This is a genomic window from Alcaligenes sp. Marseille-Q7550, from assembly GCF_965112015.1.
On sequence record NZ_CBCOPU010000003.1, the window covers coordinates 160,114 to 185,296 of the forward strand.

Genomic DNA, 25,183 nt, shown 5'->3' on the forward strand with positions numbered 1-25,183 from the left:
TGGGACATGTAAAATTATGCCCGAGGACAAAGGCAAATGCAAGCCTGAAGGCACAAGGGCTGGCCCCGGCACGATTCACAGCATGCAGACGTACCGTCCCGCACCCATCTTGCCGACTGTGCGCGGCACTTCATCGTCCAAGGACTTCGCATGCATTATCAGTTCCCCATCGTCATCATCGACGAAGACTTCCGTTCCGAAAACGCCTCCGGGCTCAGCATCCGGGTGCTGGCCGACGCCATTGCGGCCGAAGGCTTCGAGGTGCTGGGCACCACCAGCTATGGCGACCTGAGCCAGTTCGCCCAGCAGCAAAGCCGCGCCAGCGCCTTCATTCTGTCCATCGACGACGAAGAGTTCACCCAGGACGGCGACAGCGCGCCGGCCCTGGTCAATCTGCGCGCCTTCATCCGCGCCGTGCGCCGGCGCAACACCGACGTGCCCATCTACGTGTACGGCGAGACCAAGACCGCGCGCCACATGCCCAACGACATCCTGCGCGAGCTGCAGGGCGTCATCCACATGTTCGAGGACACGCCTGAATTCGTGGCCCGCCATATCGTGCGCGAGGCGCGCAGCTACGTGGAAGGCGTCAAGCCGCCGTTTCTGAAGGCCCTGCTGGACTATGCCGAGGACGGCTCCTATTCCTGGCACTGCCCGGGCCATTCGGGCGGAGTGGCCTTCCTGAAGAGCCCGGTGGGACAGATCTTCCATCAGTTCTTCGGAGAAAACATGCTGCGCGCCGACGTCTGCAACGCGGTGGAGGAGCTGGGCCAACTGCTCGACCACAACGGCGCCATCGGGGCCAGCGAGCGCAACGCCGCGCGCATCTTCAATGCGGATCACTGTTTTTTCGTCACCAACGGCACCAGCACCAGCAACAAGATCGTCTGGCACCATGCCGTGGCGCCGGGCGACGTGGTGGTGGTGGACCGCAACTGCCACAAGTCCATCCTGCACAGCATCGTCATGACGGGCGCCATTCCGGTGTTTCTGCGTCCCACGCGCAACCATTTCGGCATCATCGGACCGATTGCGCGCAGCGAATTCGACGTGCAGTCGATCCGCGACAAGATCCGCGCCCATCCCTTGCTGTCCCACGTGGACGCCGATACGGTCCAGCCGCGCGTCATGACCCTGACCCAATCCACCTACGACGGCGTCATCTACGACACCGAAGCCATCAAGTCGGCCCTGGACGGCTACGTGGACGTGCTGCACTTTGATGAAGCCTGGATCCCGCATGCGGCCTTCCACCCCTTCTATGGCCATTTCCACGCCATGGGCAAGAGCCGCCCGCGGCCCCGGGCGTCCCTCGTGTTCTCCACGCAGTCCACTCACAAGCTGCTGGCCGGCATCAGCCAGGCCAGCCACGTGCTGGCGCAGGATTCGGCCACGCGCCGGCTGGATCGCCACCTCTTCAATGAAGCCTATCTGATGCATACCAGCACCAGTCCGCAATACGCCATCATCGCGTCCTGCGACGTGGCTGCCGCCATGATGGAGCCGCCGGGCGGTCGGGTGCTGGTCGAGGAAAGCATCATGGAGGCGCTGGACTTCCGACGCGCCATGCGCAAGGTGGAGTCGCAGTTCGCGGCCGACGACTGGTGGTTCAAGGTCTGGGGCCCGCCACGCCTGGCAGAGGACGGCATCGGCGAGGCGGCGGACTGGATCATCCGCGACGATCCCGAACATGGCGGCTGGCACGGCTTCGGCCCGTTGGCGGACGGCTTCAACATGCTCGATCCCATCAAGGCCACCATCGTCACGCCGGGGCTGGACCTGGACGGCACCTTCGCCGCCAGCGGCATTCCCGCCTCCATCGTGACCAAGTTCCTGGCCCAGCGCGGCGTCATCGTCGAAAAGACGGGGCTCTACAGTTTCTTCATCATGTTCACCATCGGCATCACCAAGGGCCGCTGGAACTCGCTGGTGACCGCCTTGCAGCAGTTCAAGGACGACTACGACCGCAACCTGCCGGTCTGGCGCGCGCTGCCGGAGTTCGCCCGCCGATACCCCTGCTACGAAGAAATGGGCCTGCGCGACCTGTGCCAGCACGTGCACCGGATGTATGCCCGTCACGATATCGCGCGACTGACCACGGAAATGTATCTGTCGCAGGTCGTGCCCGTCATGAAGCCCAGCGAAGCCTTCGCCTGCATCGCCCAGCGGCGCACCGAACGGGTGGAGATTGACCGCCTGGAAGGCCGGGTCACGACCAACCTGATCACGCCGTATCCGCCCGGCATCCCGCTGCTGATCCCGGGCGAGGCCTTCAACAAGACCATCGTGGACTTCCTGAAATTCTCGCGCGAACTCAACCTGCGGTGTCCGGGGTTCGGGACGGACATCCACGGCTTCGTGGAGGAGCGCGGCGCGGACGGGCAGATGCGGTACTACGTGGACTGCGTGGCGCAATAGGAGGATGCGGCCGGGATCGCCTCCCGGCCGCGGCCGTAAGACCGCTTCAGGGTCGAAGCGCCGGGGCGGCGGGGCGGGCGGCCGGCGCGCCGAAATGCCGCGGCGCGTGCAGGCGCCAGGGGCTGGCCGGGGCGACCACTCCCAGCGGGCTCAGGTAGCGGACTATGTAGCGCGGGCTGCCGTCGCCCCAGGCCAGCAGGGATGTGGCCACAATGGGCGCCAGGCCGCCGCCCAGGGCGCCGGAGATCTGCACGGCGATCGAGATGCCGCTGTAGCGCACCTCAGGCGGGAACTGGGACGAAAACAGGCTGCCCTGCGGCCCGTACAGGCAGGCATAGACCAGGCCGACGGCCAGCACCATGGCCAGGGTGATGGCGCCGGTGTCGCGGGTCTGCAGCATGTCGAAGAACAGCGGCGCGAAGATCAGAATGCCCGCCGAGCCGGCCATGAACACCCACTTGTGGCCCAGGCGATCGCCCAGCAGGCCGAATACCGGCATGGCGAACAGGGCTGCGGCCGCGCCCCAGATGGTGGCGTCCAGCAGCACGGTGCGCGGCAGGCCCAGCGTGCCGGTGGCGTAGGCCAGGGCGAAGGTGACGACGGTGTAGAACCAGGTCACCTCCGCCAGACGGCCGCCGATCACCAGCAGCAGCTCGCGGGGATAGCGCCTGAAGACCACCTTGGCGGGCACCTCCACCTTGCCGCCCTTGCCCTGCATGCGCTCGAAATCGGGGGACTCGGCCACTTTCAGGCGGATGAACCAGCCCACCAGCAGGAGCAGCACGCTGGCCAGGAACGGGATGCGCCAGCCCCAGGTGAGCATGTCTTTTTCGGGCAGGGCGGCGACCGCGCCCATGGCCAGCGACGACAGGATCAGGCCCGGCGCCACCCCGGCCTGGGGCAGGCTGCCGAAGAAGCCCTTCTTGCCTTCGGGGGCGTGCTCCACGGCCATCAGCACGGCGCCGCCCCATTCGCCGCCCACCGCCACGCCCTGGCAGAAGCGCATCAGCACCAGCAGCACGGCGCCCCAGTAGCCTATGCTGTCATACGAGGGGATCAGCCCGATCAGGATGGTCGGTATGCCCATCATGAACAGGGTGATCAGCAGCATGGACTTGCGTCCGACGCGATCGCCGAAATGGCCGAAGACGATGCCGCCCAGAGGACGGGCGAAGAAACCCACGGAATAGGTGGCGAAGGCGGCCAGCGTGCCCGTGATCGGGTCGAAGGCCGGGAAGAATATCTGGTTGAATATCAGGGCGGCGGCCGTGCCGTACAGGAAGAAGTCGTACCATTCGATGGTGGTGCCCATCATGCTGGCCAATCCCGCCGTCACGTACTGGCGGCGCGAGCGCGCCGCCTGCTTTGCAGGCATAGTCATGTCCGTATCCTTGCAAGTGTGAAAAAGGCGGCTCAGAGTGCGGGCAGGCCGGGGGCGCGACGCGACTGTCGGGTCCAGTAGTCGAAGGTGGCGCGCACGATGGAGGGCTTGAGCAGGTAGTCATGCGCCTCGCGGGCCAGCGCGTCGTCCACGGGTGTCAGCGGCCCGAAGGCCTGGGCGCGGATCTGCAGGCGCGCGGCCCGCTCCAGGTACACGGACAGGTAGGTGGCTTCTTCGCAGGAGCGGCCGGCGGTCAGGTAGCCGTGATGGGCCAGGATGATGGCGCGCTTGTCACCCAGCGCCCGGGAGATGATGACCCCTTCCTGGTCCGCGATCGGCACGCCGGGCCAGTCGGGCAGAAAGGCGCAATCCTCGTGCAGGGGCGTCATGTCCATCTGGGCGATGACCAGCGGCTGCCGGGCCGCCGCCAGCGCGCTGGCCCAGGGGGAATGGGTGTGGATGATGGATTGCACGTCGGGCCTGGCCTGGTAGACCCACAGGTGAAAGCGCGTGGCCGGATTGGCCATGCCCTGCCCGGACAGGGTGTTCAGGTCCCGGTCCACTTCGATGAAGTCCTGGGGCGTGGCTTCGTCAAAGCCCAGACCGAAACGCAGAGTCCAGTAGGCGTCGGGGCGTTCGGAGCGCACGCTGATCTGGCCCGCCAGCCCGGCCTCCTGCTCGGTCATGGCCAGGATGCGGCAGGCGCAAGCCATGGTTTCGGGAATGCTGCGCTCCACCGGGCGCAGGTGGCGGGCCATGTCCTGCGTGGCCCGGGCGTCGAAATAGGATTTCTCCCTGAGTGCGTTCGGCATCTTGTCTCCTTTGGAATTGTTGTGAGCCTGCATGGGGCAGGCCTGGAGCCAGTATGGCGATTGCAGGGAGCGCAAGCCATGATGCTGCGCTCATAGCAGCTATTCCACCATGGCGTCTTCCAGGGTGTCGGCGGCGCGCATGGCGCAACTGAGCAGTTCTGTCGTCAGGGTCTGAGGCTGGCGATCCGCGCGCAGGATGGCGACGACCCGGCGCTGCAAGGCCGGCGCCGTGACGGGGTGCTTGTGCAGTTCGTACTCGGCCAGGAGCCTGTCGGGAATGCGGGCCGGCAGGATGCAGTCGCCTACGCCGGAGGACACCAGGCGCAGCATGGCGTCTATGGTCTCGGCCTCGGCCACGAATTCGGGGTTCAGTCCGCTGCTGTGCACCATGCGGCGCAAGGCATAGTGGCTGGGAAAGCCCACCAGCCGCAGCGGCCGCGCCCTCAGGTCGCCGTCCGGCGCCGGATCGGGACGCGCCGAGATCAGGCACATCTGGTCGTCGAACAGCACATGCGACACCAGGTCGCCGCAGTCCACGGCCACGTCGTAGACGAAGCCCATGTCCGCTTTGCCGGTTTCGACCAGGGAGACGACTTCGGGCGAGCTGCGGCCGAGCAGGGACAGGTTGACGCTGGGGTGCGAACTCATGAAGGTTGCCGCCACATCGGCCATGAAGTAGTAGCTCAGGGTGTGAACGGTGGCCAGCCGGACGGTGCCCTGGCTCACGCCGTACTGCTGGCGCACGGTGTCCACCGCCAGGTCGATGCGCCGATAGGCCGGTTCGATGGCGTCGCGCAACAGGCGGCCGGCGTCGGTCAGCCTGACGCCGCGCCCGGTGCGCACGAACAGCGGCTTGCCCAGGGCCTGCTCCAGGGCGGCCAGTTGCTTGCTGATGCCCGATTGGCTCTGGCCCAGTTCGTCCGCGGCCCGTGACAAGGATTCAAGCTGAGCGATGCGCAGAAAATAGCGCAGCGGGCGATCCAGGGTGTCCATGACATGTCTCCCTTGTGCATGATGGCCTTCTGGCGAGGCATGCGCAGAGCGTACACGGCTTGTCCTGGGCTGACGATCAGTACAAATAAGGATGCCGGCGCCAATGCCAGGCGGGCAGGCTCGCATGGCTCGTGCGGGCATGCCCGATTTTGCGCAAAAAATAGCTTATTTTCAGCGATTGCATACCTAAGTTCGGCAAAAATTGATTCGTATTCTAATTATTGATATAATCAAACAATCGGGGCGCTAAGGGGGCGCCCCCTGTCGATGTCAACAGGAGCAAATCGTGAGTCAATCGAAACCGGTTCGTCGCAAACAGGCCTTTGAGGTCGAACCCCTTAATTGGGTCGCTCCCAAGAAAGCCGCACGGGAAACAGAAGCCGAAAGCAAGACGGAGCAGCCCAGCGAGCACTGCGCTGCCGAAACGGCTTGATGGTGCCGCGGTATTGAAAAAAAAGCGCAAGCACGATTGCTTGCGTTTTTTTTTGGGGGGCCTTGGGTGCGGCTGTCGAGCCTGGCGAGGATCAGGGCAGGCGCCCATGCCGCAGCAAGTTGCCGGCGGCCCGCTCGAATCCCGCCCAGGCCGCGACGGCCAACTGGGATCCCGTGCTGACGCGGAGCACGAACAGGGCGGCCAGGTCGGGCACGGTCAGGCTGGGATCGATCAGCAGCACATTGACGGGGGTAGGGGCCACGGCCTGTACGACGCGCGCGATGTCGTCCAGCCGGCGCAGGCCCGGCGCGTAGACCACGTCGGCGCCGGCCCGGGCGTAGGCCTGCAGCCTGTCTATGGTTTCGTCCAGGCCGGCCGCGCCTGTCAACAGGCCTTCGCTGCGCCCCACCAGCAGGAGGTCCTCGCCGCTGGCCTGGATGGCGGCCCTGGAAGCCCGGATGCGGGCGACGGCCAGGTCTCTTTCGTACAGCCCGTCGTCGCGGCGGTCCTCGATGGACAGTCCGGCGATACCGGTGCCTATCGCCAGGCGCACATTGGCGGCCACCTCGTCGGGCTGCGCGGCGAAACCGTCTTCGAAGTCGGCATTGACGGGCAGATCGGTGCTGGAGGCCAGCTGGCGCAGATGTTCAAGCAGCGCGTCGCGGCCGGGCTGGAAATCGTCCAGCCCCTGAGCCCAGGCGTAGGCCGCGCTGCTGCTGGCAATGGCCTGCGCGCCTAGCCGTTCCAGGCGGCGTACGCCGCCCAGGTCCCAGGGATTGGGCAATATGAGGGTGCCTTGCTGGTGCAGCGCGCGAAAGCGGCGGCGTTTTTCCTGCGTGCTGAGACTCATGACCATGCTCCGGAAGAAGGGGATAGGCAGTGTGTCGTCCTTGATTGCGGGGGACACTCCGATTCTTGCTGCCGAAACCGGCCGGTGCAATAGCCTTTCTCAAATAAGGCTCTTGGGAATTCGCGTGGGTCGGGCGCCCGGGGATAGAAAAAGCGCAGGCCCGGGCCTGCGCTTCGATGGCGGCGGCAGGCGCCTATTTCTTCTTTGTTTTCTTGCGGATGACCAGAACCGGGATCTCCGACTGGGTCAGGACGTGCTGGGTTTCGCTGCCCAGCAGGATGCGCTGGTAGCCCTTGCGGCCGTGCGAAGCCATGACGATCAGGTCGGCCTTCTGTTTTTCGGCGGCCGATATGATGGCATTGGCGATCAGATCCGACTTTGCCACGACGGCTTTGACCGAAACGCCTATGTCCTTGCCGGCCTGCTTGACGGCCGCCAGCTCGGCCTGGGCGTGCTCCGTCCAGAGCGCCTCGACGCGGCTGTCCATCTTCTGGTCCAGGATGGGGCCGCCTTCCAGGTAGCTTTGCCGGTAGCGCGGAATGACGCGCAGTGCGATGAGCTTGGCGTCGCAGGCTTTGGCCAGATTCAAGGCGTGACGGACGGCATGGTCGGACAGTTCCGATCCGTCGGTGGCGACCAGAATGCGCTCGTACATGGGGGAATTCCTTAAAGAGGGTTATCAGCGGCGTGTGTTTTGTATAACGTATCAGGAACCTTACTGTGAATTGCCCCTGTTGTGTCCGGTCTGCGGTCTCGGGAACAGGGAATTTACGTTCCGGGAGCGGGGCGTCCACGCTTTTTGCTCCTGTTGCCGCGCCCGCAAACGGCGCAGGGAGACTTTAATGACAGACGTAGTCGTAGTCCAGGCATGCCGCACCGCCATCGGCGATTTTGGCGGAGCGCTCAAGAATGTGTCGCCGGTGGAACTGGGAGCCATGGTGTTGCGGGTCGCGCTCGATCGCAGCGGGGTGGACGCCGCCGATGTGCAGCATGTGGTCATGGGACAGGTGATCCAGACCGAACCGCGCGACATGTATCTGTCGCGCGTGGCGGCCGTGCAGGCCGGGCTGGGCTATGACACGCCGGCCATGAACGTGAACCGCCTGTGCGGTTCAGGCCTGCAGGCCATTGTTTCCGCCGCGCAGGGCATTCTGCTGGGCGACGCCGAAGTGGCTCTGGCCGGCGGGGCCGAAAGCATGAGCCGCGCTCCCTATATGTCCAGCGCGCACCGCTGGGGAGCCCGCATGGGCGACACCGTGATGATGGACATGATGACGGGCGCGCTGACCGATCCCTTCGATCGGGTCCATATGGGCATCACGGCCGAGAATGTGGCGCGCCGTTACGGGATCACGCGGGCGGACCAGGACGAGCTGGCGCTGCAGTCGCACCGGCGGGCTCAGCGGGCCATCGAGCAGGGTTATTTCAAGGGGCAGATCGTGCCCATCATCCAGAAAAGCCGCAAGGGCGAGCTTGTGTTCGACCAGGACGAGCACGTGCGCCCCGATGCGACCCCGGAGAGCTTCAGCAGTCTCAAGCCCGTGTTCCTTCAGGAAGGCGGCAGCGTGACGGCGGGCAATGCCTCGGGCCTGAATGACGGCGCGGCGGCGGTCCTGCTCATGTCCGCGGACCAGGCGCGCGCCAGGGGACTGGCGCCGCTGGCGCGCCTGGTGTCCTGGGGACATGCCGGCGTGGAGCCCGGCATCATGGGCATGGGGCCGGTGCCGGCCACGCGCGCCGCCTTGCAGCGCGCCGGCCTGGCGCTGTCGGACCTGGACGTGATCGAGTCCAACGAGGCCTTCGCGGCGCAGGCTTGCGCGGTATCGCGCGAACTGGGCCTGGATCCCGAACGGGTCAATCCCAACGGCAGCGGCATCAGCCTGGGACATCCCATCGGCGCCACCGGGGCGGTGCTGACGGTCAAGGCCCTGCACGAACTGCAGCGCGTCCAGGGGCGCTATGCCCTGGTCACCATGTGCATAGGCGGCGGGCAGGGGATCGCGGCCATCTTCGCCCGCGATTGACGCAGGCCGGGCCGTTCGTGAGGAGGGGGCGGCCGGCTGGTATGATGGCGCCTTTGTCAAAAGCGCCGGACACGGCCGGCGATTTTCGAGGAATGAAGTGATGTGCGCCGATTTTGAGCATGACAGCCCCACCATGTCCGAGAGCGATGGCATCCGCTATCTGCACTTCGGGACGGAATGGATACAAGGCGCGATGCGCACGCGCAAGCCGGCCGAATTGGTCCTGGCCTATACCCAGCAGATGATGGCCTGGCTGATGTTCACCCGGCCGGGCAAGCAGGACAAGCTGGCCATACTGGGGCTGGGCGCGGGTTCGCTGCTGCGATTCTGCCTCAAGCACACGCCCTGCCAGGTGCGCACGGTGGAGTGGAATCCAGCCGTGACCGGCATCTGCCAGGCTTTTTTCCGCCTGCCGGGCAGCGACCGTTCACAGATCGATCACGAAGACGCGGGGGTGTGGGTCCGGGACCCGGATCAGCATGGCCAATACCGCGCCCTGATGGTGGACCTGTATGACGCGTCCGCCCAGGGGCCGGTGCGCGACAGCCTGGAGTTCTATCAGAACTGCCGCGCGGTGCTGGACGAGGAGGGCATCATGACGGTCAACCTGTTCGGCGCCCATCCCAGCTTCGAGCGCAACATCAGCCACATACGCCAGGCCTTCGAGGGCAAGGTGCTGCTGCTGCCCGAGATGGACGAGGGCAATCAGGTGGTGCTGGCCTTCAAGGGCGATGCGCTGGAGATCACGGCCGGCGCACTGCTGGAGCGGGCCATGCAGGTGCAGGCCGACCATCAGTTGCCTGCGCAGCGCTGGGCCCGCGAGCTGTTGTCGGCGCTGCGCGACACAGGCGCCAGACTGCCTTGAGGGCAGGGATTACCTGCAGGGCGCGGCCGTTTTATTCGCGGTAGACTTTAGTGCCTATAAAATTACCGCTTTTTCTCGCATCTAAGGAGTATCGGATGAAGCTGATCAGGTCTGTACATCAACTGGCGGCCGCTTTGGCATGTGTGGGGTTCATGTCCGGCGCCGCCGTGCATGCGCAATCGGTGTCGGTGTCGTCGATCGTCGAACATCCGGCGCTCGATTCCATCAAGGACGGCGTGCACAAGGCGCTGTCCGACGCCGGCTACACCGAAGCCAAGGGCCTGAAGTGGCAGTTCCAGACCGCTCAGGGCAATCCGGCGATTGCCGCTCAGATCGCGCGCAAGTTCGTGGGCGACAAGCCTGACGTGATCGTCGCCATTTCCACGCCGTCGGCGCAGGCCGTGGTTGCCGCCACCAAGGATATTCCGGTGGTGTATTCGGCCGTGACCGATCCCGTGGTGGCGCACCTGGTGTCCAGCATGGAGCCATCCGGCACCAATGTCACCGGCGTGTCCGACGCCCTGGCCCTGGAGCCGCAGATCGAGCTGATCAAGAAAGTCGTTCCCGAGGCCAAGAAGGTCGGCATGGTCTACAATCCCGGCGAAGCCAACTCCGCCGTGGTCGTCAAGCAGATGAAAGAACTGCTGCCCAAGCACGGCATGTCGCTGGTCGAGGCCACCGCGGCCCGCACCGTGGACGTGGGCGCGGCGGCCCGCAGCCTGGTGGGCAAGGTGGACGTGATCTACACCAACACCGACAACAACGTGGTCTCGGCCTACGAGTCCCTGGTCAAGGTCGGCAACGACGCCAAGGTGCCGCTGATCGCCTCGGACACCGACAGCGTGGCGCGCGGCGCCATCGCCGCCCTGGGCGTGAACTACTATGACCTGGGCGTGCAGACCGGCGGGATCGTCATCCGCATCCTGAAAGGCGAGAAGCCCGGCGCCATCGCATCCGAGACCAGCAGCAAGCTGGAGCTGTACGTCAACCCCGGCGCCGCCAAGCGCCAGGGCGTGACGCTCAATGACGAGTTCGTGAAGACCGCCACCAAGATCGTGGAATAATCGCGCCTTGTTCCTTCCGCCGGGCCGATACCAGAACAAGAAACGCCTCCCTCGGGAGGCGGCCAGCAGGGCTTGTCCCGCGCGGCGCGGGGCGTTTATCTCCTTCTTGCAGGTGGGCCGCCACAAGCCGCCCGCCTGTGTCAATTGCACACCAGACGCACGACAACATGTCTATCTATTCCATGTGGGGGCCCTGGAGATCGGTCTGATATTCGGACTGGTCGCCCTGGGAGTCCTGATCTCTTTTCGCATCCTGCGTTTTCCCGACCTGACGGTCGACGGCAGTTTTCCTCTGGGCGGCGCCGTGGCCGCCACCCTCATCAGCCAAGGCTCGGATCCTTTCCTGGCCACTATCGCCGCCACCTTCACCGGCGCGCTGGCCGGCAGCGTGACCGGCTGGCTCAATGTGCGCCTGAAGATCATGGATCTGCTGGCCAGCATCCTGATGATGATCGCCCTGTATTCCATCAACCTGCGCATCATGGGCCGTCCCAACGTGCCGCTGATCATGGAGCCCACGGTCTTCACCGTGCTGCAGCCCGATACCATCGCCGACTACATCGCCCGGCCTTTGCTGCTGATCGTTCTGGTGGTGCTGGTCAAGCTGGCGCTGGACTGGTTCTTCGGCACCCAGACCGGGCTGGCCATGCGCGCCACCGGATCAAACGCCCGCATGGCGCGCTCCCAGGGCGTGGCCACTGGCAATATGGTGCTGCTGGGCATGGCCATCTCCAACGCGCTGGTCGCGCTGGCCGGCGCGCTGTTCGCCCAGTCCCAGGGCGGTTCGGACATTTCCATGGGCATAGGCACCATCGTGATCGGCCTGGCGGCCGTGATCGTGGGCGAGAGCATCCTGCCGGCGCGCTAGTTGTTCTATGCGACCCTGGCGGTGATCCTGGGCGCCATCCTGTACCGTTTTTTCATCGCCCTGGCGCTCAATGCTGATGTCATCGGCCTGAAGGCGCAGGACCTGAACCTGGTCACGGCCCTGCTGGTGACCGTCGCCCTGGTGATACCCCTGTTCAAGAAACGCATGCGCGGCCGCAAAGGAGCTCGGTAAGATGCTGGAAGCCAATAACCTGCGCCTGACCTTCAATCCCGGCACGCCCATCGAGACCCGGGCGCTGCGCGGCCTGTCGCTGAACATTCCGGAAGGCCAGTTCGTCACCGTCATCGGCTCCAACGGAGCGGGCAAGTCCACCTTCCTGAACGCCATTTCGGGCGACCAGTCGGTGGACGAGGGCGAGATCCTGATCGACAAGGCCAACGTCACCCGCATGCCAGTCTGGCAGCGGGCCAACTGGGTGGCGCGCGTGTTCCAGGACCCCATGGCGGGCACCTGCGAAGATCTGACCATCGAGGAGAACATGGCGCTGGCCACCGGCCGCGGCAGCCGCCGAGGCTTGTCACGCGCGGTGCGCAACGACATGCGCGATGAGTTCCGCGAGCGCCTGGCAACGCTGGGGCTGGGCCTGGAGAACCGCCTGGCCGACCGCATCGGCCTGCTGTCGGGCGGCCAGCGCCAGGCCGTCAGCCTGCTGATGGCGGCCTTGAGGCCGTCCAAGATCCTGCTGCTGGACGAGCACACGGCGGCGCTGGACCCGCGCACGGCGGATTTCGTGCTGCAACTGACCAACCGCATCGTGCGCGAAGGCGGCCTGACCACCATGATGGTCACGCACAGCATGCGCCAGGCGCTGGACGTGGGCGACCGCACGGTCATGCTGCATCAGGGCAAGGTGGTGCTGGACGTCAGCGGCGAGCAGCGCCAGGGCCTGGACGTGCGCGACCTGCTGGAGATGTTCGAGAAGGTGCGCGGCGAGACGCTGGCGGACGATAGCTTGCTTTTGAGCTAGTTGTTTTCCCGTCATGCGAGAAAAACCACGGCGGTCCGCTGGGCCGACCGTGGTTTTTTTTCACCTCTAGCTCACAGACGCCTGATTATGCTTATGCTTTTCAGTCGGGCGGGCAGATGCGCAGGGGCGAGTGGACTCACGGCAGACTGCCGCCTTCCCAATTCCTATATGCCGAAATGAGTCCGGTTTCTCTTTTTCTGTATTTTTGAGAACGTTTTCGACATATACTTCAGGATTGCCGAAACCATACTACGCAGTCAGTTTAAGCGTAACATTTTGTATGACGCTTAGCTCAGGAGTACTTCATGTCATCTAAAAGCCTGCTGGGTTGGCAGCCTTTGCGCATTGCTGCTTTCTCTTCCATGGTCCTGCTTGCCGCTTGCGGCAACAAAGAGCCCCAAGCCGACATGAGCGGGATGAAGATCCCGGTCAGCGTCATTACCGTGCAGCCGACATCCACGGAGCTGTTCTCCGAGCTGCCCGGCCGGGTGGAGGCCATCAAGGATGCCCAGATCCGCGCCCGTGTCAACGGGATCGTCGAAGAGATCAACTTCGAGCAGGGCAGTGACGTGAAGCAGGGCCAGCTCCTGCTCACCATCGATCCGGCGCCGTATCGCGCGGCCCGCAATCAGGCGGCCGCCCAGCTCAAGAACGCCCAGGCCGAGGCCCGCAGCGCAGCGCTGCTGGCCCAGCGCTATGAGCGTCTGATCAAGGAAAACGCCGTATCCCGTCAGGAATACGATACGGCCAAGGCGCGCGCCTTGCAGGCGGACGCGGCCATCGCCGCCGCCAAGGCGGCCCTGGACGCGGCCGACATCAACCTGGGTTACACCAAGGTCGTCTCGCCTGTCGACGGGCGCATCGGCAAGGCCATGGTCACCGAAGGCGCTCTGGTCTCTGCGGCCAATGGCACCCAGATGGCCACGGTCCAGCAGCTGGACCGCGTCTATGTGGACGTCACCCGTTCAACCTCGGAGCTGTCCCAGTTGCGTCGCGCCATGGCCGACGGCAAGCTGACCCAGGCCGGGGAGGGCAAGGCCAAGGCGCACGCCATCCTGGAAGACGGCTCGACCTACGATCACGACGGCGCGCTGCTGTTCAGCGGCGGGAGCGTGGATCCGTCCACGTCCCAGGTGACGCTGCGGGCCGAGTTCCCCAACCCCGACCAGATCCTGCTGCCCGGCATGTACGTGCGGGTGCGGCTGTAGCAGGGCGTCGCGCGCGATGCGCTGCTGGTTCCCGCCCAGGCCGTCCAGTACACCAACGACGGGCGCACCAGTCTGATGGTGGTGCGCGACGGCAAGGTGCAGGCCGTGCCCGTGGCTCTGGGCGCCGAGGACAAAGGCCAGTACATCGTGAACCAAGGCCTGAACGCCGGCGACCAGGTCGTGGTCGAGGGCTTCCAGAAAATCCGCCCCGGCGCGCCGGTGCAGCCCATGCCCTGGAAGGGCGACAAGGGCGCGGCTGCCGCGCCCCAGGGCCAGGCGGCGCCCGATCAGGGGCAGCCCGCCCAGCCGGCGCAGGAGCCAGCCCCTGCAGCACAAACCGATGCCAAGTCTAGCGAGTAAGCGACATGCCTCAGTTTTTCATCGATAGACCCATTTTCGCGTGGGTCGTTGCCTTGGTCATCACTCTGCTGGGCCTGCTGGCCCTGCCGAACATGCCCGTGGCGCAGTACCCGGATGTGGCGCCGCCCCAGGTGACCATCCGCGCAACCTATCCCGGCGCAACCGCCGAGGACGTCTCCAGCACCGTGGCCAGCGTCATCGAGAACGAACTCAACGGCGCCAAGGGCCTGCTGTACTATGAATCCGTCAGCGACTCCTACGGTTCCACGGAAATCACGGCCACCTTCCGTCCCGGCACCAATCCGGACCTGGCGCAGGTGGACGTGCAGAACCGGGTCAGCAACATCACGGCATCGCTGCCTGCCGCCGTGATGCAGCAGGGCCTGCACGTGGAACAGTCCAGCACGGGCTTTCTGATGGTGGTGACGCTGTCCTCGACCGACGGCACCCTGGACCAGGTCGCGCTGGCCGACTACATCCAGCGCAACATCCAGAACACGATTTCCCGTGTTCCCGGCGTGGGCCGCTTCCAGTTGTTCGCGGCCGGCCGCGCCATGCGCGTCTGGGTGGATCCGCAAAAGCTCGTCGGCTACCAGATGAGCATGTCCGAGGTCACCTCGGCCATCAGCCGCCAGAACGTGCTGGTGTCCGCGGGCATCCTGGGCTCGCCGCCCAATCCGAGCAGCCAGCGCGTGACCGCGCCCATCACCGTCAACGGCCAGCTGGAGACGGTGGAAGAGTTCGAGAACATCATCCTGCGCTCCAATCCGGACGGTTCGGCCGTGCGCATCAAGGATGTGGCGCGCGTGGAAGTGGGGGCCGACAACTACCAGTTCGGCGCCCGCCTGAACGGCCAGCCCACGGCGGCCTTCGCCATCTCGCTCTCGCCGGAGGCCAACGCCCTCGATACGGCCGACGCCATCAAGAAGCAGATGGACGAGCTGGCCCAGTTCTTCCCCGACAACATCCGCTACGACATTCCCTACGACACCTCGCCCTACATCGACAAGTCCATCACCCAGGTGGTGCACACCTTGCTGGAAGCCATGGTGCTGGTGTTCATCGTGATGTTCGTGTTCCTGCAGAACGTGCGCTACACGGTGATTCCCGCCCTGGTGGTGCCCGTGGCCATCCTGGGCGCCTTCGGCGTGATGCTGGCCCTGGGCATGTCGGTGAACGTGCTGACCATGTTCGCCATGGTGCTGGCCATCGGCATTCTGGTGGACGACGCCATCGTGGTGGTGGAGAACGTCGAGCGCATCATGGTGGAGGACGGGCTGTCGCCCAAGGAAGCGACCAAGAAGGCCATGCCGCAGATCAGCGGGGCCATCGTGGGCATCACGCTGGTGCTGACCACGGTGTTCCTGCCGCTGGCCTTCATGTCGGGTTCGGTGGGCGTGATCTATCGCCAGTTCTCCGTGGCCATGGCCGTGTCCATCGCATTCTCGGCATTCCTGGCCCTGTCCTTCACGCCGGCGCTGTGCGCGACGCTGCTCAAGCCCATCCCCAAGGGCCACCACGAGACCAAGCGCGGCTTCTTCGGCTGGTTCAACCGCACGTTCAACACCACGACCAACCGCTACGAAGGCTTCGTGGCCAAGACCCTGCGCCGCGGCGGGCGCATGATGTTCATCTACCTGATCATGGTGCTGGTGCTGGGCTTCGTGTACCTGCGCATGCCCACCGCCTTCCTCCCCGAGGAAGACCAGGGCTACGTGATCGCCAACATCGAGCTGCCTTCGGGCGCGACCGCCAACCGGACCATCGAGATCATCGAGCAGGTCGAGGGCTACTTCAAGCAGCAGCCCCAGGTGGAGAACATCATTGTCGTGCAGGGCTTCAGCTTCAACGGCAACGGCCTGAACTCGGCCATCGCCTTCGTGCCCCTGAAGGACTTCAGCGAGCGCAAGGGCAAGGAGAACTCCGCCCAGGCGCTGTCCGGCAAGGCGATGGGCCAGTTGCTGTTCGGCCTGCCTGATTCCATGGTGATCGCCATCGTGCCGCCCGCCATTTCGGCGCTGGGCAACTCGGCCGGCTTCGACATGCGTCTGGAAGACCGCAGCGGCATGGGTCACGACGCCCTGATGGCCGGCGCGCAGCAGTTGCTGAGCCTGGCCAAGCAGAGCCCCGTGCTGGATCCGCAGAGCGTGCGCATCACGGGCCTGGGCCCCGGCAAGCAGATCAGCCTGAAGATCGATCGCGAGAAGGCCGCCGCCCTGGGCGTGGACTTCAGCGAGGCCGCCTCGCTGATCTCGACCGCGCTGGGCTCGTCCTACGTCGGCAAGTTCACCAACCAGGGCCGCGTGCAAAGCGTATGGGTCCAGGCGGACGCGCCTTACCGCATGACGGTCGACGACGTGCTCAAGCTCAACGCCCGCAACAACGAAGGCAAGATGGTGCCCCTGTCGGCCTTCGTCAGCCAGGACGTGGAGCAGGGTCCCGTGCAGATCGTGCGCTACAACAGCTACGAGTCCGTTCGTATCGGCGGCGGTCCGGCCCCAGGCTACACCTCGGGCGACGCCATGGCCGAAATGGAACGCCTGATGAAAGAGCTGCCTGCGGGCTACGGCATCGAATGGACCGGCCTGTCCTACCAGGAGCGCCAGGCCAGCGGCCAGTCCAGCATCCTGATGAGCCTGGCCGTGCTGGTCGTGTTCATGGTGCTGGCGGCCCTGTATGAAAGCTGGGCGATTCCGCTCTCGGTCATGCTGGCGGTTCCGCTGGGCATGCTGGGCGCGGTCCTGCTGGTGTTCGGCATGGGCATGGCCAATGACGTGTACTTCCAGGTGGGGATGGTGACCGTGATCGGCCTGTCGGCCAAGAACGCCATTCTGATCGTGGAGTTCGCCAAGGACGCCTACGCCCGGGGGGCGCCCCTGATCGACGCCACGCTGGAGGCGGCGCGCCTGCGCTTCCGTCCCATCCTGATGACGTCCTTCGCCTTCATCCTGGGCGTGGTGCCGCTGGCGCTCGCCACGGGCGCCGGCGCCGCCAGCCAGAACGCGGTGGGCCTGGGCGTGTTGGGCGGCATGCTGGCCGCCACGCCGCTGGCCGTGCTGATGGTGCCGACTTTCTTCGTCGTCATCCTCAAGCTCTTCAAAACCAAGCCTCGTCTGTTCGGCGAAGCCGCCAAGCAGCACGAGCGCGAGTTGGCCGCCAAGGCCGCGCAACAAGAACGGTCCGAAGGAGGACAGGTCTGATGTCTCGCCTATTTTTACGCAGTCCTCTGGTGCTGGCCCTCGCGCTTGCCTTGTCGGCATGCTCGCTGGCGCCCAAGTACGAGCGTCCCGCCTCGCCCGTGCCCGAGCAGTTCCCCCTGGCCCAGCAGGGCCAGGCCGATGCGGTCAGCGCGGCCGACCTGGGCTGGCGCGAGTTCTTCACCGATCCGCGCCTGCATGTCCTGATCCAGCAGGCGCTGGACAACAACCGCGACCTGCGCATCGCCACCCAGCGGATCGAAGAGGCGCGCGCGCAGTACGGCATTGCCCAGAGCGAGCAATTGCCCACCATCGGCGTCATGGCGGCCGAGCAGGCCACCCGCTATCCGCCCGAGTCCCGTCCGGGCGGCCCGGATTCGCCGTCGGTGTCCAGGGGATTCCAGGCCGGCATCGGCATCACGTCCTTCGAGCTGGACTTCTTCGGGCGGGTGCGCAATCTGTCGCGGGCCGCTCGCGAGCAATACCTGGCGACCGAACAGGCGCGGCGCACCGCGCACATTGCGGTCGTGGCCGGCACGGCCGAGGCCTACTTCCGGGTGCGCGCCGCCGACGAGCTGCACAAGCTGATGGAAAACACCTTGCGCAGCCGGCAGGAGACGCTGCGCCTGGTGCAGTCCTCGTTCGACGCCGGCGTGGTGTCCTCGCTGGACCTGAACCAGGCCAAGGTGCAGTACAACACGGTGCGCTCCGACATGCAGCAGGTCGAGCGCGATCGCCAGAAGGCGATCAACGCTCTGCAGGTGCTGCTGGGCTCGCCCGTTCCTGAAGGCCTGCCGCAAGGCTTGCCGTTCACCCGGGCGCAACTGATGCCCAGCCTGCCGGCCGGGTTGCCATCCGACCTGCTGGAACGCCGTCCCGACATCATCGGGGCCGAGCACGCCCTGCAAGGCGCCAACTACAATATCGGCGCGGCGCGGGCGGCCTTCTTCCCGAACGTCACCCTGACCGGGCTGCTGGGCTTCCTGAGCCCCGAGCTGGGCGGCCTGTTCAGCTCCGGCAACCGCTACTGGCAGTTCCAGCCGCAGATCGTGATGCCGCTGTTCTCGGGCGGCACGCGCGGCAATCTGGCGCTGGCCGAGGCCCGCCGCGACATTGCCGTGTCCCAGTACGAGAAGAGCATCCAGGTGGCGTTCCGCGAAGTGGCTGATGCGCTGGCCGGCGAGGCCACCTTCGGCAAGCAGATCGAGGCGCTGCAGGAAGTGGACAAGGCGGCCAGCGAGTCGCTGCGTCTGGCCAAGTTGCGCTACGAAGTGGGCGTGGACAGCTTCCTGCAGGTGCAGACCGCCGAGGTCAACCTGTATGGCACGCGCCAGGCCTACATCCAGACCGGCCTGGCCTCGCTGCTGAACCGCGTCGAGCTGTACAAGGCGCTGGGCGGCGGCTGGAACGCCGATACCGTGGCAAGGACGGCGCCCGCGCCGGCTGCCGCGACATCGCAGGGATAAACAGGCGATAATACGCCCAGGGCGGACCGGTATCGGCAAGGGCCAAGGCGCCTGCAAGCCGGTCCACCCTCGTAAACCATCCCTGGATTCACGGAGGCCGTAGGGGAATGATAGAACTGGGCGTCAATATCGACCACGTTGCAACGCTGCGCCAGCAGCGTCTCACCACTTATCCCGATCCCATCCAGGCCGCCCTGCGGGCAGAAGACGCCGGGGCGGACCTGATCACCTTGCATCTGCGCGAAGACCGGCGCCACATCCAGGACGCCGATGTCTTCAATATGCGGCCGGTTCTGCGCACCCGCATGAATCTGGAATGCGCCATCACCCCTGAGATGCTGGACATCGCCTGCCGCGTCAAGCCTGACGATGTCTGCCTGGTGCCCGAGCATAGGGCCGAGCTGACCACCGAAGGCGGTCTGGACGTTCTGGGCCATCTGGAACAGGTCAGGGCGGCGGTGCGGCAGTTGCAGGAGGCCGGCATCCGCGTATCCTTGTTCATCGATGCGGACGCCGCCCAGATCCAGGCGGCCGCCGACGTGGGCGCCACTGTCATCGAACTGCACACCGGCGCCTACGCGGACGCCGACACGCCGGAGCAGGCCGCCGCCGAACTGGAGCGCATCCGCACCGGCATCGCCCAGGGCGTGTCCCTGGGTCTGCGCGTCAACGCCGGCCACGGCCTGCATTACGGCAATGTCCAGGCCATCGCGGCCTTGCCAGGCATTGCCGAACTGAATATCGGCCACGCCGTCGTCGCCCAGGCCGTCTTCGATGGCTGGGACAAGGCCGTGCGTGACATGAAAGCTTTGCTCGTGCAGGCCTGTGCGCCCGGCAAGGCCTGACCTGCCAAGGCCAAACCGATGCGGCGCCCCGGGCGCCCCCCGCATCATGGCGAAGAAGAGCCGGCCGCAAGGCCGGATTTCTGCATTCATGGGCCGCCCTGAGGCGTAGCCTTCAACTGATTCTGGAAGACGTATGAGCAACATTGATTCTTTGCTGTCCCGCCGTTCCATCAAGCTCGTCCATGGGCCCGGCCCCGACGAACGGCAACTGGACCTGATCCTGCGCGCCGCCATGTGCGCGCCCGACCATGGCCGGCTGCAGCCCTGGCGGTTCAAGCTGATCCGCGGGGCCAATGTGCAGGCCCTGGGCGAACTGGCCATCGCCGCCAGCGAGCGCGCCGGCACGCCGCTGCCGGAACAGAAGATCGCCGGCGTGCGCGCCTGGCTGGACAAGGTGCCGCTGCTGATCGCCGTGGCCTGCCACATCGATCACAGCAACCAGAAGATCCCCGAAACCGAGCGCCTGCTGGCTACGGGCGCGGCCGTCACCAATATGCTCAATGCCGCCCATCAATTGGGCTTTGGCGCTTTCTGGAGCACGGGACTGGGGACCTATGTCGAGGAAGTTCCCGAAACCCTGGGCTTTGATGCGCTGGACTACCATTTCATGGGTTTTGTCTCAATCGGCACGCCCATTCATGCCTTGGGCCTGCCGCAGCGCCCCGAGCCCGCCGGCTTCGTCAGCGAGTGGCAAGCGGGCTGACCGGCCTTCGCGACCATGAAAACCCGGCTTTGGCCGGGTTTTTCACTTGGGCAGATACCAGGCGCTTAGAGCGTGTTACGCGCTTTCGGAATCGTGCCGCAAAGGCTCGCAATCTACAAATGGAGGGAAATCTGATTCAAGAAATCGGATTTTGCCTTCCAAGTTTCTTTCGAGCTCCTCCAATGTGTATCTCACGAGTCGAAATGCGAGACATAGACTTTGGAATGAATCAATTCCGCAGGCAGAACGGACTTTTTCAATTTTTTCGCCCGAAAATCGTACCGGGCACCGCCAGTCCATCCCTCGGACCGTCTCGACATCTCGAATCGGCGCACCGATTTCCACCAGAATTCTAGAAGATGTTTCGCATTCAATAAGTTCGAAATCCCGACTCGCGATGGGTACGGTAAAGCTATCGGGGATTGGTTTTAATTCTTCCATGGGGGAATCTTCCTCAGAATGGGTGACCGAACTGCGCGTGAAAAGCGCATAACGCGCTTTAGGCGAGCGTGTCGGCCAGATGCTGCCTGATGTGGGCGATGAATTCGATCGGGGCCGGCATCAGGGTTCGATTCTTGCGTGTCAGTATGGATATGCGCCGCATGACCTCGGGTTCCACGAGTTCCGCCGCATGAACGTCGAAGGCGGGAATGTATGGATGATTGTTCATGGGCAGGATGCTGACCCCCATGTCGGCGTTCACCAGGCTCAGGACCGTTGTTGCGAATGAAACTTCGTTGGTGATGCGCAGCTCGATCCCCAGGTCATGGCAGGTCTGGTCTATCAGTTTGCGGATCGGGCTGGAGGGAGCCAGGGCAATAAAAGCCTGGCCCTGCAAATCCGCCCAGGCAATGGTTTTCCGCTGCGCGCCAAGGGGTGGTTCTTGCTGCACAGCGCGATGAACTTGTTGTCGAAAAGATGGGACTCCTCCAGGTCCAGGCTGTCGCTGAGCTCGAAAAAGGTGCCAATGCCGAAATCCACGCTTCCGGCGGCGACTGTCTCGGCAATGGCTTCTTCGGCTACATCGTGCAGGCTGAGATTGATGTTCGGGTAGAGCGTGCGAAAGCTTTTGAAGCATGGGCTGAGCAGGCCTGAGGCTATCACCGTGGAGGCGACGATGCGGACCTGTCCGCGCTGCAGCGTGGACAGCTCATGCAGGTCATTGATGCCTTTGTTGAGCTCGTTGAATACGTTTTCCGCCACCTGATGGAAGTATCGGCCGGCCTCGGTCAGTTCCACCATCCGCGTATTGCGGTCGAGCAACTGCACTGCCAGGCGACCCTCCAATTCCCTGATCAAGGCGCTCAGCGCCGATTGCGTGATATGCATGGCCGCCGCCGCCTGGGTGAAATGCCGGGTGTCGGCGACCAGCAGGAACGCGCGCAGCTGGCGTAGCGTGATGCTCATCACTCCTCCGATGCAGTGTTTTATTTTCTTAAAACATAAATATAAACAATTTGTTTAATGATTGCTGGCTTGCTGTAATGGCCCCAATAGCTGGCAAACGTATGAAACGCAGAAATTGGCGAGGTGAGCGAGATGACGATGACGCTGTCAGCCCCCATGGTGGGCATTCATCCGGCGCGGGTGAGCAGGATTCATAAAGTCGCCGCCGAGGTTCTGGAGCTCGAACTGGAGCTTGCCGATCCGGACGCGTTGCCTGCTTATTCGGCAGGCGCACACATCGATGTTCATTTACCGAATGGCCTGGTGCGCCAGTATTCCCTGGTGAGCTCCTGCGACGAGAACACGTACAGGATTGCCGTCGCCCTCAGCAAGACCAGCCGGGGCGGATCAGCCTATATACATGCGCAATTGCAGACTGGGCAGACCGTGCATGTGAGCCTGCCCAGAAACAACTTCCCTTTGCGGGACTGCCGGGATACTGCCGTACTGGTGGCGGGCGGGATAGGCATCACCCCCATCTGGAGCATGGTCCGGGAACTGGAGAGACGCGGGCAGCGCTGGGTCCTGTATTACTGCGCCCGAACCGCAGGCCATGCGGCTTTCCTGGATTCGATACGGGCCTTGCTCAAGCCCCATGCCCATGGGGAACTGATCACCGTCTTTGATCAGGAGCCGCCCCATGAGTCACTCAGCCTGGCCCGTGTATTCAGCGCCCATGGTCGACAGGCGCGCTACTACTGTTGCGGACCGTCCGGCATGCTGGATGCGTTTGTCGCCGCCGCGCAGGCCGCGGAGGTGCCGCTTGATCGCGCCCATATCGAACGTTTTTCCGCGGAACCCATGCAAGGGCAAGTGAATGCGGGTTTTGACGTCGAATTGCGCAATGGCGCCGTCCTTCATGTCGCCGCCGATCAGTCGATTCTGGACGTGCTGATAGAAGCCGGCCTGAACCCCATGTACTCATGCAAGGAAGGAATCTGCGGATCCTGTGAAACCCGCGTCTTGGGAGGGATTCCGGATCATAGGGATTCGCTTCTGTCAGAGGCCGAGCAGGCGGGCAACAAAACCATGTTGATATGCGTGTCACGCTGTAAAGAAGGCAGATTGCTGCTGGATATTTAACGATAAGGAGAGACAAGCCGATGAAAACGCTCATGCAGGATTACAGTGAACACCCCTTGTATCAGACCTTGCATCAATTCTGGCATCCCGTGGCCTACTCCAGCGAAGTGGGCGACAAGCCTCGGCAAGTGGTGCTGCTGGATCAGAAGATCGTCATTGCCCGCATCGAAGGCAAGGTGAGCGCTCTGGCCGACAGATGCGCCCATCGCGGAGCGGCGTTGTCAAACGGCATGCTGGTCGACAATTGCTTTGAATGCCCCTACCACGGCTGGCGCTACGACAGCAACGGCAATTGCGTGCGTATTCCGGCTCGCAATGAGTTGGTGCAGGTCATGAAACCGCGGATTCCATCCTATCAAGTGAAGGAGTCGGCAGGGATCGTATGGGTCTGTCTCAGCGAGACGCCCAGATTCGATGTGCCCAGCTTCCCGGAGTTCGACGATCCCAACTATCGGCTCATACAGGGGCCCGCCTACGACTGGGAAACCAGTGCGCCGCGGCGTCTCGAGAATTTTGTGGATTTTTCGCATTTTGCATTTGTGCATGACGGCAGTATCGGCAGCCGCTCCCGTCCGGAGGTGGACGCCGTCGAGCCCTGGCGCGAGCAGGAGCAGGGGGTATTGCGCTTTGAAAGGCCGCCCATCAAAGAGCCGAGCGTAGGCAAGAAAAGAAAGATGTTGGGCATAGAGGGCGATGCCTGGATCGAAGTGGCCAATTCCTACCGGGTGATCATGCCTCATACCGTCCATTTGAGCCGGCGCGTAGAGAACGGCAAGAATTACGTATTGATGATGGCCGCCTCGCCGATCAGCGCTGAAAAGACGCGCAGCTTCTGGTGGATAGCCAGAGACTTCGGATTGGAGCCCGAGCACGACAGCTTTTTCGTGGATTTCGAGCTTGAGGTATTGGCCCAGGATCTGCCGGTCATAGAGTCGCAAGAGCCCAAGTTCCTGCCCTTGATTGGCGATGAGGCCCGCCTGGAGCTGCCTGTGCGCGGGGCCGATGCCGTGACTACGGAATACCGCCGCTGGCTCCTGGACCTGGTTAGGGAACGCCAGCAGCAGAGCGCCGACGCCCTGAGCGCCTGACCGGGAGTCGACCATGACGATGCCGATATTGCTGGGCTGCGCGGGGCGCGGAGTGCAGAATTCCCGCCCCGGGAACCCCGTCTCCTTGAACGAGCTGCCTGTCGACGAACAGTTTCGCCTGGTGGTCGAATCGGGCGTATTTGATTTCTTTGACCGCCTGCCCTTGAGCGACAAGGTGGACGACTATATTGCCGCGGTACAGAAATATTCATTTCCGGTCCTGGGCTCCGCCTGGACCTATCGCATAGGCGACCAGGAAATGGAGGTTCTTGAACGCAATCTGAAAAACTGCGCTTTAACGGGCGTGCGCTATCACAATATGATGGTTTTGACCCATCATGAAAAAGGGCATGTGGTAAGAGACGAGGAGTTGATTGAGCTTTACTTGAAGGCGTTCGATCTCGGGGATAAATACGGCGTGGAGATCGGTTTTGAAGTCCATATATTGATGTGGTCAGAGGATTTCAGAAGAGTGACGCCAATAGCGGAAAAAATAAGAAGCAGAGGCGTGCCTTTCAATTTCGTAATGGATTACAGCCACTGTATTTTCAAGATGGCCAACCCAGCCGAGCAGGAAATATCGGGCATACGGCAGGACGTGCTGAATGGAAAGGTGATTCTTGATCCATTCGAACCAGGCAATCTGGCCGATGAATGGCTGGGCCAGAACATGGTCTGGTGGCAGCAGAACAGGCCTGCCGTGCCGAACGGGCCGGTGAACAAATGGGCGCTTGGCGAGGATGGCTTGCCGGGGCGCGGGGTGCAGTACCCCTTCCTCAAGCCGAACAAGGGCGAGTGGTACGAGGAGTGGCACGCCTATTTGCTGGAGCCGACCAAGGAGGTGATACGGAAAACCCTGCGCCATCACTTGAGCAACAAAGAAAGTCCCTTGAAACTGATGACGGTTGATTACATCAATCTGCCGGACTATGGATTGGGGGTTGAATACAATACGTTGGAGAACAGTATTGCAGTTGGAAAATTCATAAGGGAGACCTATAAGAAAATAGAATCCGAAATGAGAAAATAGGAAGCATTGATTTTTTCACGCGTCACAATAAAAAGAGACAAGAACAGCCTGCCTGGATTGA

Annotated in this window: 18 protein-coding genes and 3 pseudogenes; 14 read left to right on the forward strand and 7 right to left on the reverse strand. The window is 63.7% G+C overall.

All coding sequences use genetic code 11. The annotated features are described in order from the left end of the window. Nucleotides 1–150 precede the first annotated feature (150 nt). On the forward strand, nucleotides 151–2,418 hold the full coding sequence (locus ACWPWO_RS17280; RefSeq protein ID WP_454007640.1) for an Orn/Lys/Arg family decarboxylase: 2,268 nt from the start codon (nucleotides 151–153) through the stop codon (nucleotides 2,416–2,418). Between the two features lie 46 nt (nucleotides 2,419–2,464). Here the strand turns inward: ACWPWO_RS17280 and ACWPWO_RS17285 are convergent, their stop codons facing one another. The 5 genes from ACWPWO_RS17285 to ACWPWO_RS17305 form a co-directional block, all read right to left on the reverse strand. After that, nucleotides 2,465–3,799 (reverse strand): MFS transporter, encoded by a 1,335-nt coding sequence (locus tag ACWPWO_RS17285; protein WP_454007641.1) that lies wholly within the window; start codon nucleotides 3,797–3,799, stop codon nucleotides 2,465–2,467. Between the two features lie 32 nt (nucleotides 3,800–3,831). Continuing rightward, complete coding sequence (locus ACWPWO_RS17290; protein WP_454007642.1) at nucleotides 3,832–4,611, reverse strand: aldolase; 780 nt, start codon at nucleotides 4,609–4,611, stop codon at nucleotides 3,832–3,834. Between the two features lie 99 nt (nucleotides 4,612–4,710). Continuing rightward, nucleotides 4,711–5,604 (reverse strand): LysR family transcriptional regulator, encoded by an 894-nt coding sequence (locus ACWPWO_RS17295; RefSeq protein ID WP_454007643.1) that lies wholly within the window; start codon nucleotides 5,602–5,604, stop codon nucleotides 4,711–4,713. Nucleotides 5,605–6,128: 524 nt separating this feature from the next. Beyond that, the gene (locus ACWPWO_RS17300; protein ID WP_454007644.1) at nucleotides 6,129–6,887 is read right to left on the reverse strand and encodes an isocitrate lyase/PEP mutase family protein; all 759 of its coding nucleotides are present in this window, start codon (nucleotides 6,885–6,887) and stop codon (nucleotides 6,129–6,131) included. A gap of 193 nt (nucleotides 6,888–7,080) precedes the next feature. Next, nucleotides 7,081–7,542 (reverse strand): universal stress protein, encoded by a 462-nt coding sequence (locus ACWPWO_RS17305; RefSeq protein ID WP_454007645.1) that lies wholly within the window; start codon nucleotides 7,540–7,542, stop codon nucleotides 7,081–7,083. Nucleotides 7,543–7,729: 187 nt separating this feature from the next. Here ACWPWO_RS17305 and ACWPWO_RS17310 point away from each other — a divergent pair, with 187 nt between their 5' ends. From ACWPWO_RS17310 to ACWPWO_RS17355, 10 genes and pseudogenes are all read left to right on the forward strand, one after another. After that, on the forward strand, nucleotides 7,730–8,911 hold the full coding sequence (locus ACWPWO_RS17310; protein WP_454007646.1) for an acetyl-CoA C-acyltransferase family protein: 1,182 nt from the start codon (nucleotides 7,730–7,732) through the stop codon (nucleotides 8,909–8,911). Between the two features lie 100 nt (nucleotides 8,912–9,011). Then, nucleotides 9,012–9,776 (forward strand): spermine/spermidine synthase domain-containing protein, encoded by a 765-nt coding sequence (locus ACWPWO_RS17315; RefSeq protein ID WP_454007647.1) that lies wholly within the window; start codon nucleotides 9,012–9,014, stop codon nucleotides 9,774–9,776. 152 nt (nucleotides 9,777–9,928) lie between these two features. Further along, nucleotides 9,929–10,840 (forward strand): ABC transporter substrate-binding protein, encoded by a 912-nt coding sequence (locus tag ACWPWO_RS17320; RefSeq protein WP_454007816.1) that lies wholly within the window; start codon nucleotides 9,929–9,931, stop codon nucleotides 10,838–10,840. 184 nt (nucleotides 10,841–11,024) lie between these two features. After that, a pseudogene (locus ACWPWO_RS17325) lies at nucleotides 11,025–11,900 on the forward strand (ABC transporter permease). 1 nt (nucleotide 11,901) lies between these two features. Beyond that, nucleotides 11,902–12,696 carry an ABC transporter ATP-binding protein gene (locus tag ACWPWO_RS17330; protein ID WP_394059916.1) on the forward strand — a complete coding sequence of 265 codons (795 nt, stop codon included), beginning with the start codon at nucleotides 11,902–11,904 and terminating at the stop codon, nucleotides 12,694–12,696. A 305-nt stretch (nucleotides 12,697–13,001) separates the two neighbouring features. Beyond that, a pseudogene (locus ACWPWO_RS17335) lies at nucleotides 13,002–14,264 on the forward strand (efflux RND transporter periplasmic adaptor subunit). 5 nt (nucleotides 14,265–14,269) lie between these two features. Beyond that, complete coding sequence (locus ACWPWO_RS17340; protein ID WP_454007648.1) at nucleotides 14,270–17,464, forward strand: multidrug efflux RND transporter permease subunit; 3,195 nt, start codon at nucleotides 14,270–14,272, stop codon at nucleotides 17,462–17,464. Further along, entirely contained in the window at nucleotides 17,464–18,927 is a 1,464-nt protein-coding gene (locus tag ACWPWO_RS17345; protein WP_454007649.1) for an efflux transporter outer membrane subunit, read from the forward strand. Before ACWPWO_RS17340 ends, ACWPWO_RS17345 begins: the two co-directional genes overlap by 1 nt. 107 nt (nucleotides 18,928–19,034) lie before the next feature. Continuing rightward, nucleotides 19,035–19,772: a pyridoxine 5'-phosphate synthase gene (pdxJ, locus tag ACWPWO_RS17350; RefSeq protein ID WP_454007650.1), complete on the forward strand. Its 738-nt coding sequence runs from the start codon at nucleotides 19,035–19,037 to the stop codon at nucleotides 19,770–19,772. A 133-nt stretch (nucleotides 19,773–19,905) separates the two neighbouring features. Beyond that, nucleotides 19,906–20,475, forward strand: coding sequence for a nitroreductase family protein (locus tag ACWPWO_RS17355; RefSeq protein ID WP_454007651.1), 570 nt, complete (start codon nucleotides 19,906–19,908; stop codon nucleotides 20,473–20,475). Nucleotides 20,476–20,550: 75 nt separating this feature from the next. Here ACWPWO_RS17355 and ACWPWO_RS17360 read toward each other — a convergent pair whose 3' ends face one another. After that, entirely contained in the window at nucleotides 20,551–20,916 is a 366-nt protein-coding gene (locus ACWPWO_RS17360) for a DUF6968 family protein (protein ID WP_454007652.1), read from the reverse strand. 58 nt (nucleotides 20,917–20,974) lie between these two features. Further along, nucleotides 20,975–21,882: pseudogene (locus ACWPWO_RS17365) on the reverse strand (LysR family transcriptional regulator). A gap of 132 nt (nucleotides 21,883–22,014) precedes the next feature. Here ACWPWO_RS17365 and ACWPWO_RS17370 point away from each other — a divergent pair. Genes ACWPWO_RS17370 through ACWPWO_RS17380 form a run of 3 tightly spaced genes read left to right on the forward strand, consistent with a single transcriptional unit; the run spans nucleotide 22,015 to nucleotide 25,122 of the window. Then, nucleotides 22,015–23,004 carry a PDR/VanB family oxidoreductase gene (locus tag ACWPWO_RS17370; protein WP_454007653.1) on the forward strand — a complete coding sequence of 330 codons (990 nt, stop codon included), beginning with the start codon at nucleotides 22,015–22,017 and terminating at the stop codon, nucleotides 23,002–23,004. Nucleotides 23,005–23,024: 20 nt separating this feature from the next. Then, nucleotides 23,025–24,092, forward strand: coding sequence for an aromatic ring-hydroxylating dioxygenase subunit alpha (locus ACWPWO_RS17375; RefSeq protein WP_454007654.1), 1,068 nt, complete (start codon nucleotides 23,025–23,027; stop codon nucleotides 24,090–24,092). A gap of 13 nt (nucleotides 24,093–24,105) precedes the next feature. Further along, on the forward strand, nucleotides 24,106–25,122 hold the full coding sequence (locus ACWPWO_RS17380; protein WP_454007655.1) for a xylose isomerase: 1,017 nt from the start codon (nucleotides 24,106–24,108) through the stop codon (nucleotides 25,120–25,122). Nucleotides 25,123–25,183: the final 61 nt, after the last annotated feature.

Coding starts and splice junctions, on each gene's coding strand:
- ACWPWO_RS17285 (WP_454007641.1), bottom strand. CDS start 3,799: ATGACTATGCCTGCAAAGCAGGCGGCGCGCTCGCGCCGCCAGTACGTG.
- ACWPWO_RS17330 (WP_394059916.1), top strand. CDS start 11,902: ATGCTGGAAGCCAATAACCTGCGCCTGACCTTCAATCCCGGCACGCCC.
- ACWPWO_RS17380 (WP_454007655.1), top strand. CDS start 24,106: ATGACGATGCCGATATTGCTGGGCTGCGCGGGGCGCGGAGTGCAGAAT.
- ACWPWO_RS17295 (WP_454007643.1), bottom strand. CDS start 5,604: ATGGACACCCTGGATCGCCCGCTGCGCTATTTTCTGCGCATCGCTCAG.
- ACWPWO_RS17280 (WP_454007640.1), top strand. CDS start 151: ATGCATTATCAGTTCCCCATCGTCATCATCGACGAAGACTTCCGTTCC.
- ACWPWO_RS17310 (WP_454007646.1), top strand. CDS start 7,730: ATGACAGACGTAGTCGTAGTCCAGGCATGCCGCACCGCCATCGGCGAT.
- ACWPWO_RS17375 (WP_454007654.1), top strand. CDS start 23,025: ATGAAAACGCTCATGCAGGATTACAGTGAACACCCCTTGTATCAGACC.
- ACWPWO_RS17360 (WP_454007652.1), bottom strand. CDS start 20,916: ATGGAAGAATTAAAACCAATCCCCGATAGCTTTACCGTACCCATCGCG.
- ACWPWO_RS17320 (WP_454007816.1), top strand. CDS start 9,929: ATGTCCGGCGCCGCCGTGCATGCGCAATCGGTGTCGGTGTCGTCGATC.
- ACWPWO_RS17300 (WP_454007644.1), bottom strand. CDS start 6,887: ATGAGTCTCAGCACGCAGGAAAAACGCCGCCGCTTTCGCGCGCTGCAC.
- ACWPWO_RS17315 (WP_454007647.1), top strand. CDS start 9,012: ATGTGCGCCGATTTTGAGCATGACAGCCCCACCATGTCCGAGAGCGAT.
- ACWPWO_RS17345 (WP_454007649.1), top strand. CDS start 17,464: ATGTCTCGCCTATTTTTACGCAGTCCTCTGGTGCTGGCCCTCGCGCTT.
- ACWPWO_RS17370 (WP_454007653.1), top strand. CDS start 22,015: ATGACGATGACGCTGTCAGCCCCCATGGTGGGCATTCATCCGGCGCGG.
- ACWPWO_RS17355 (WP_454007651.1), top strand. CDS start 19,906: ATGAGCAACATTGATTCTTTGCTGTCCCGCCGTTCCATCAAGCTCGTC.
- ACWPWO_RS17305 (WP_454007645.1), bottom strand. CDS start 7,542: ATGTACGAGCGCATTCTGGTCGCCACCGACGGATCGGAACTGTCCGAC.
- ACWPWO_RS17340 (WP_454007648.1), top strand. CDS start 14,270: ATGCCTCAGTTTTTCATCGATAGACCCATTTTCGCGTGGGTCGTTGCC.
- pdxJ (WP_454007650.1), top strand. CDS start 19,035: ATGATAGAACTGGGCGTCAATATCGACCACGTTGCAACGCTGCGCCAG.
- ACWPWO_RS17290 (WP_454007642.1), bottom strand. CDS start 4,611: ATGCCGAACGCACTCAGGGAGAAATCCTATTTCGACGCCCGGGCCACG.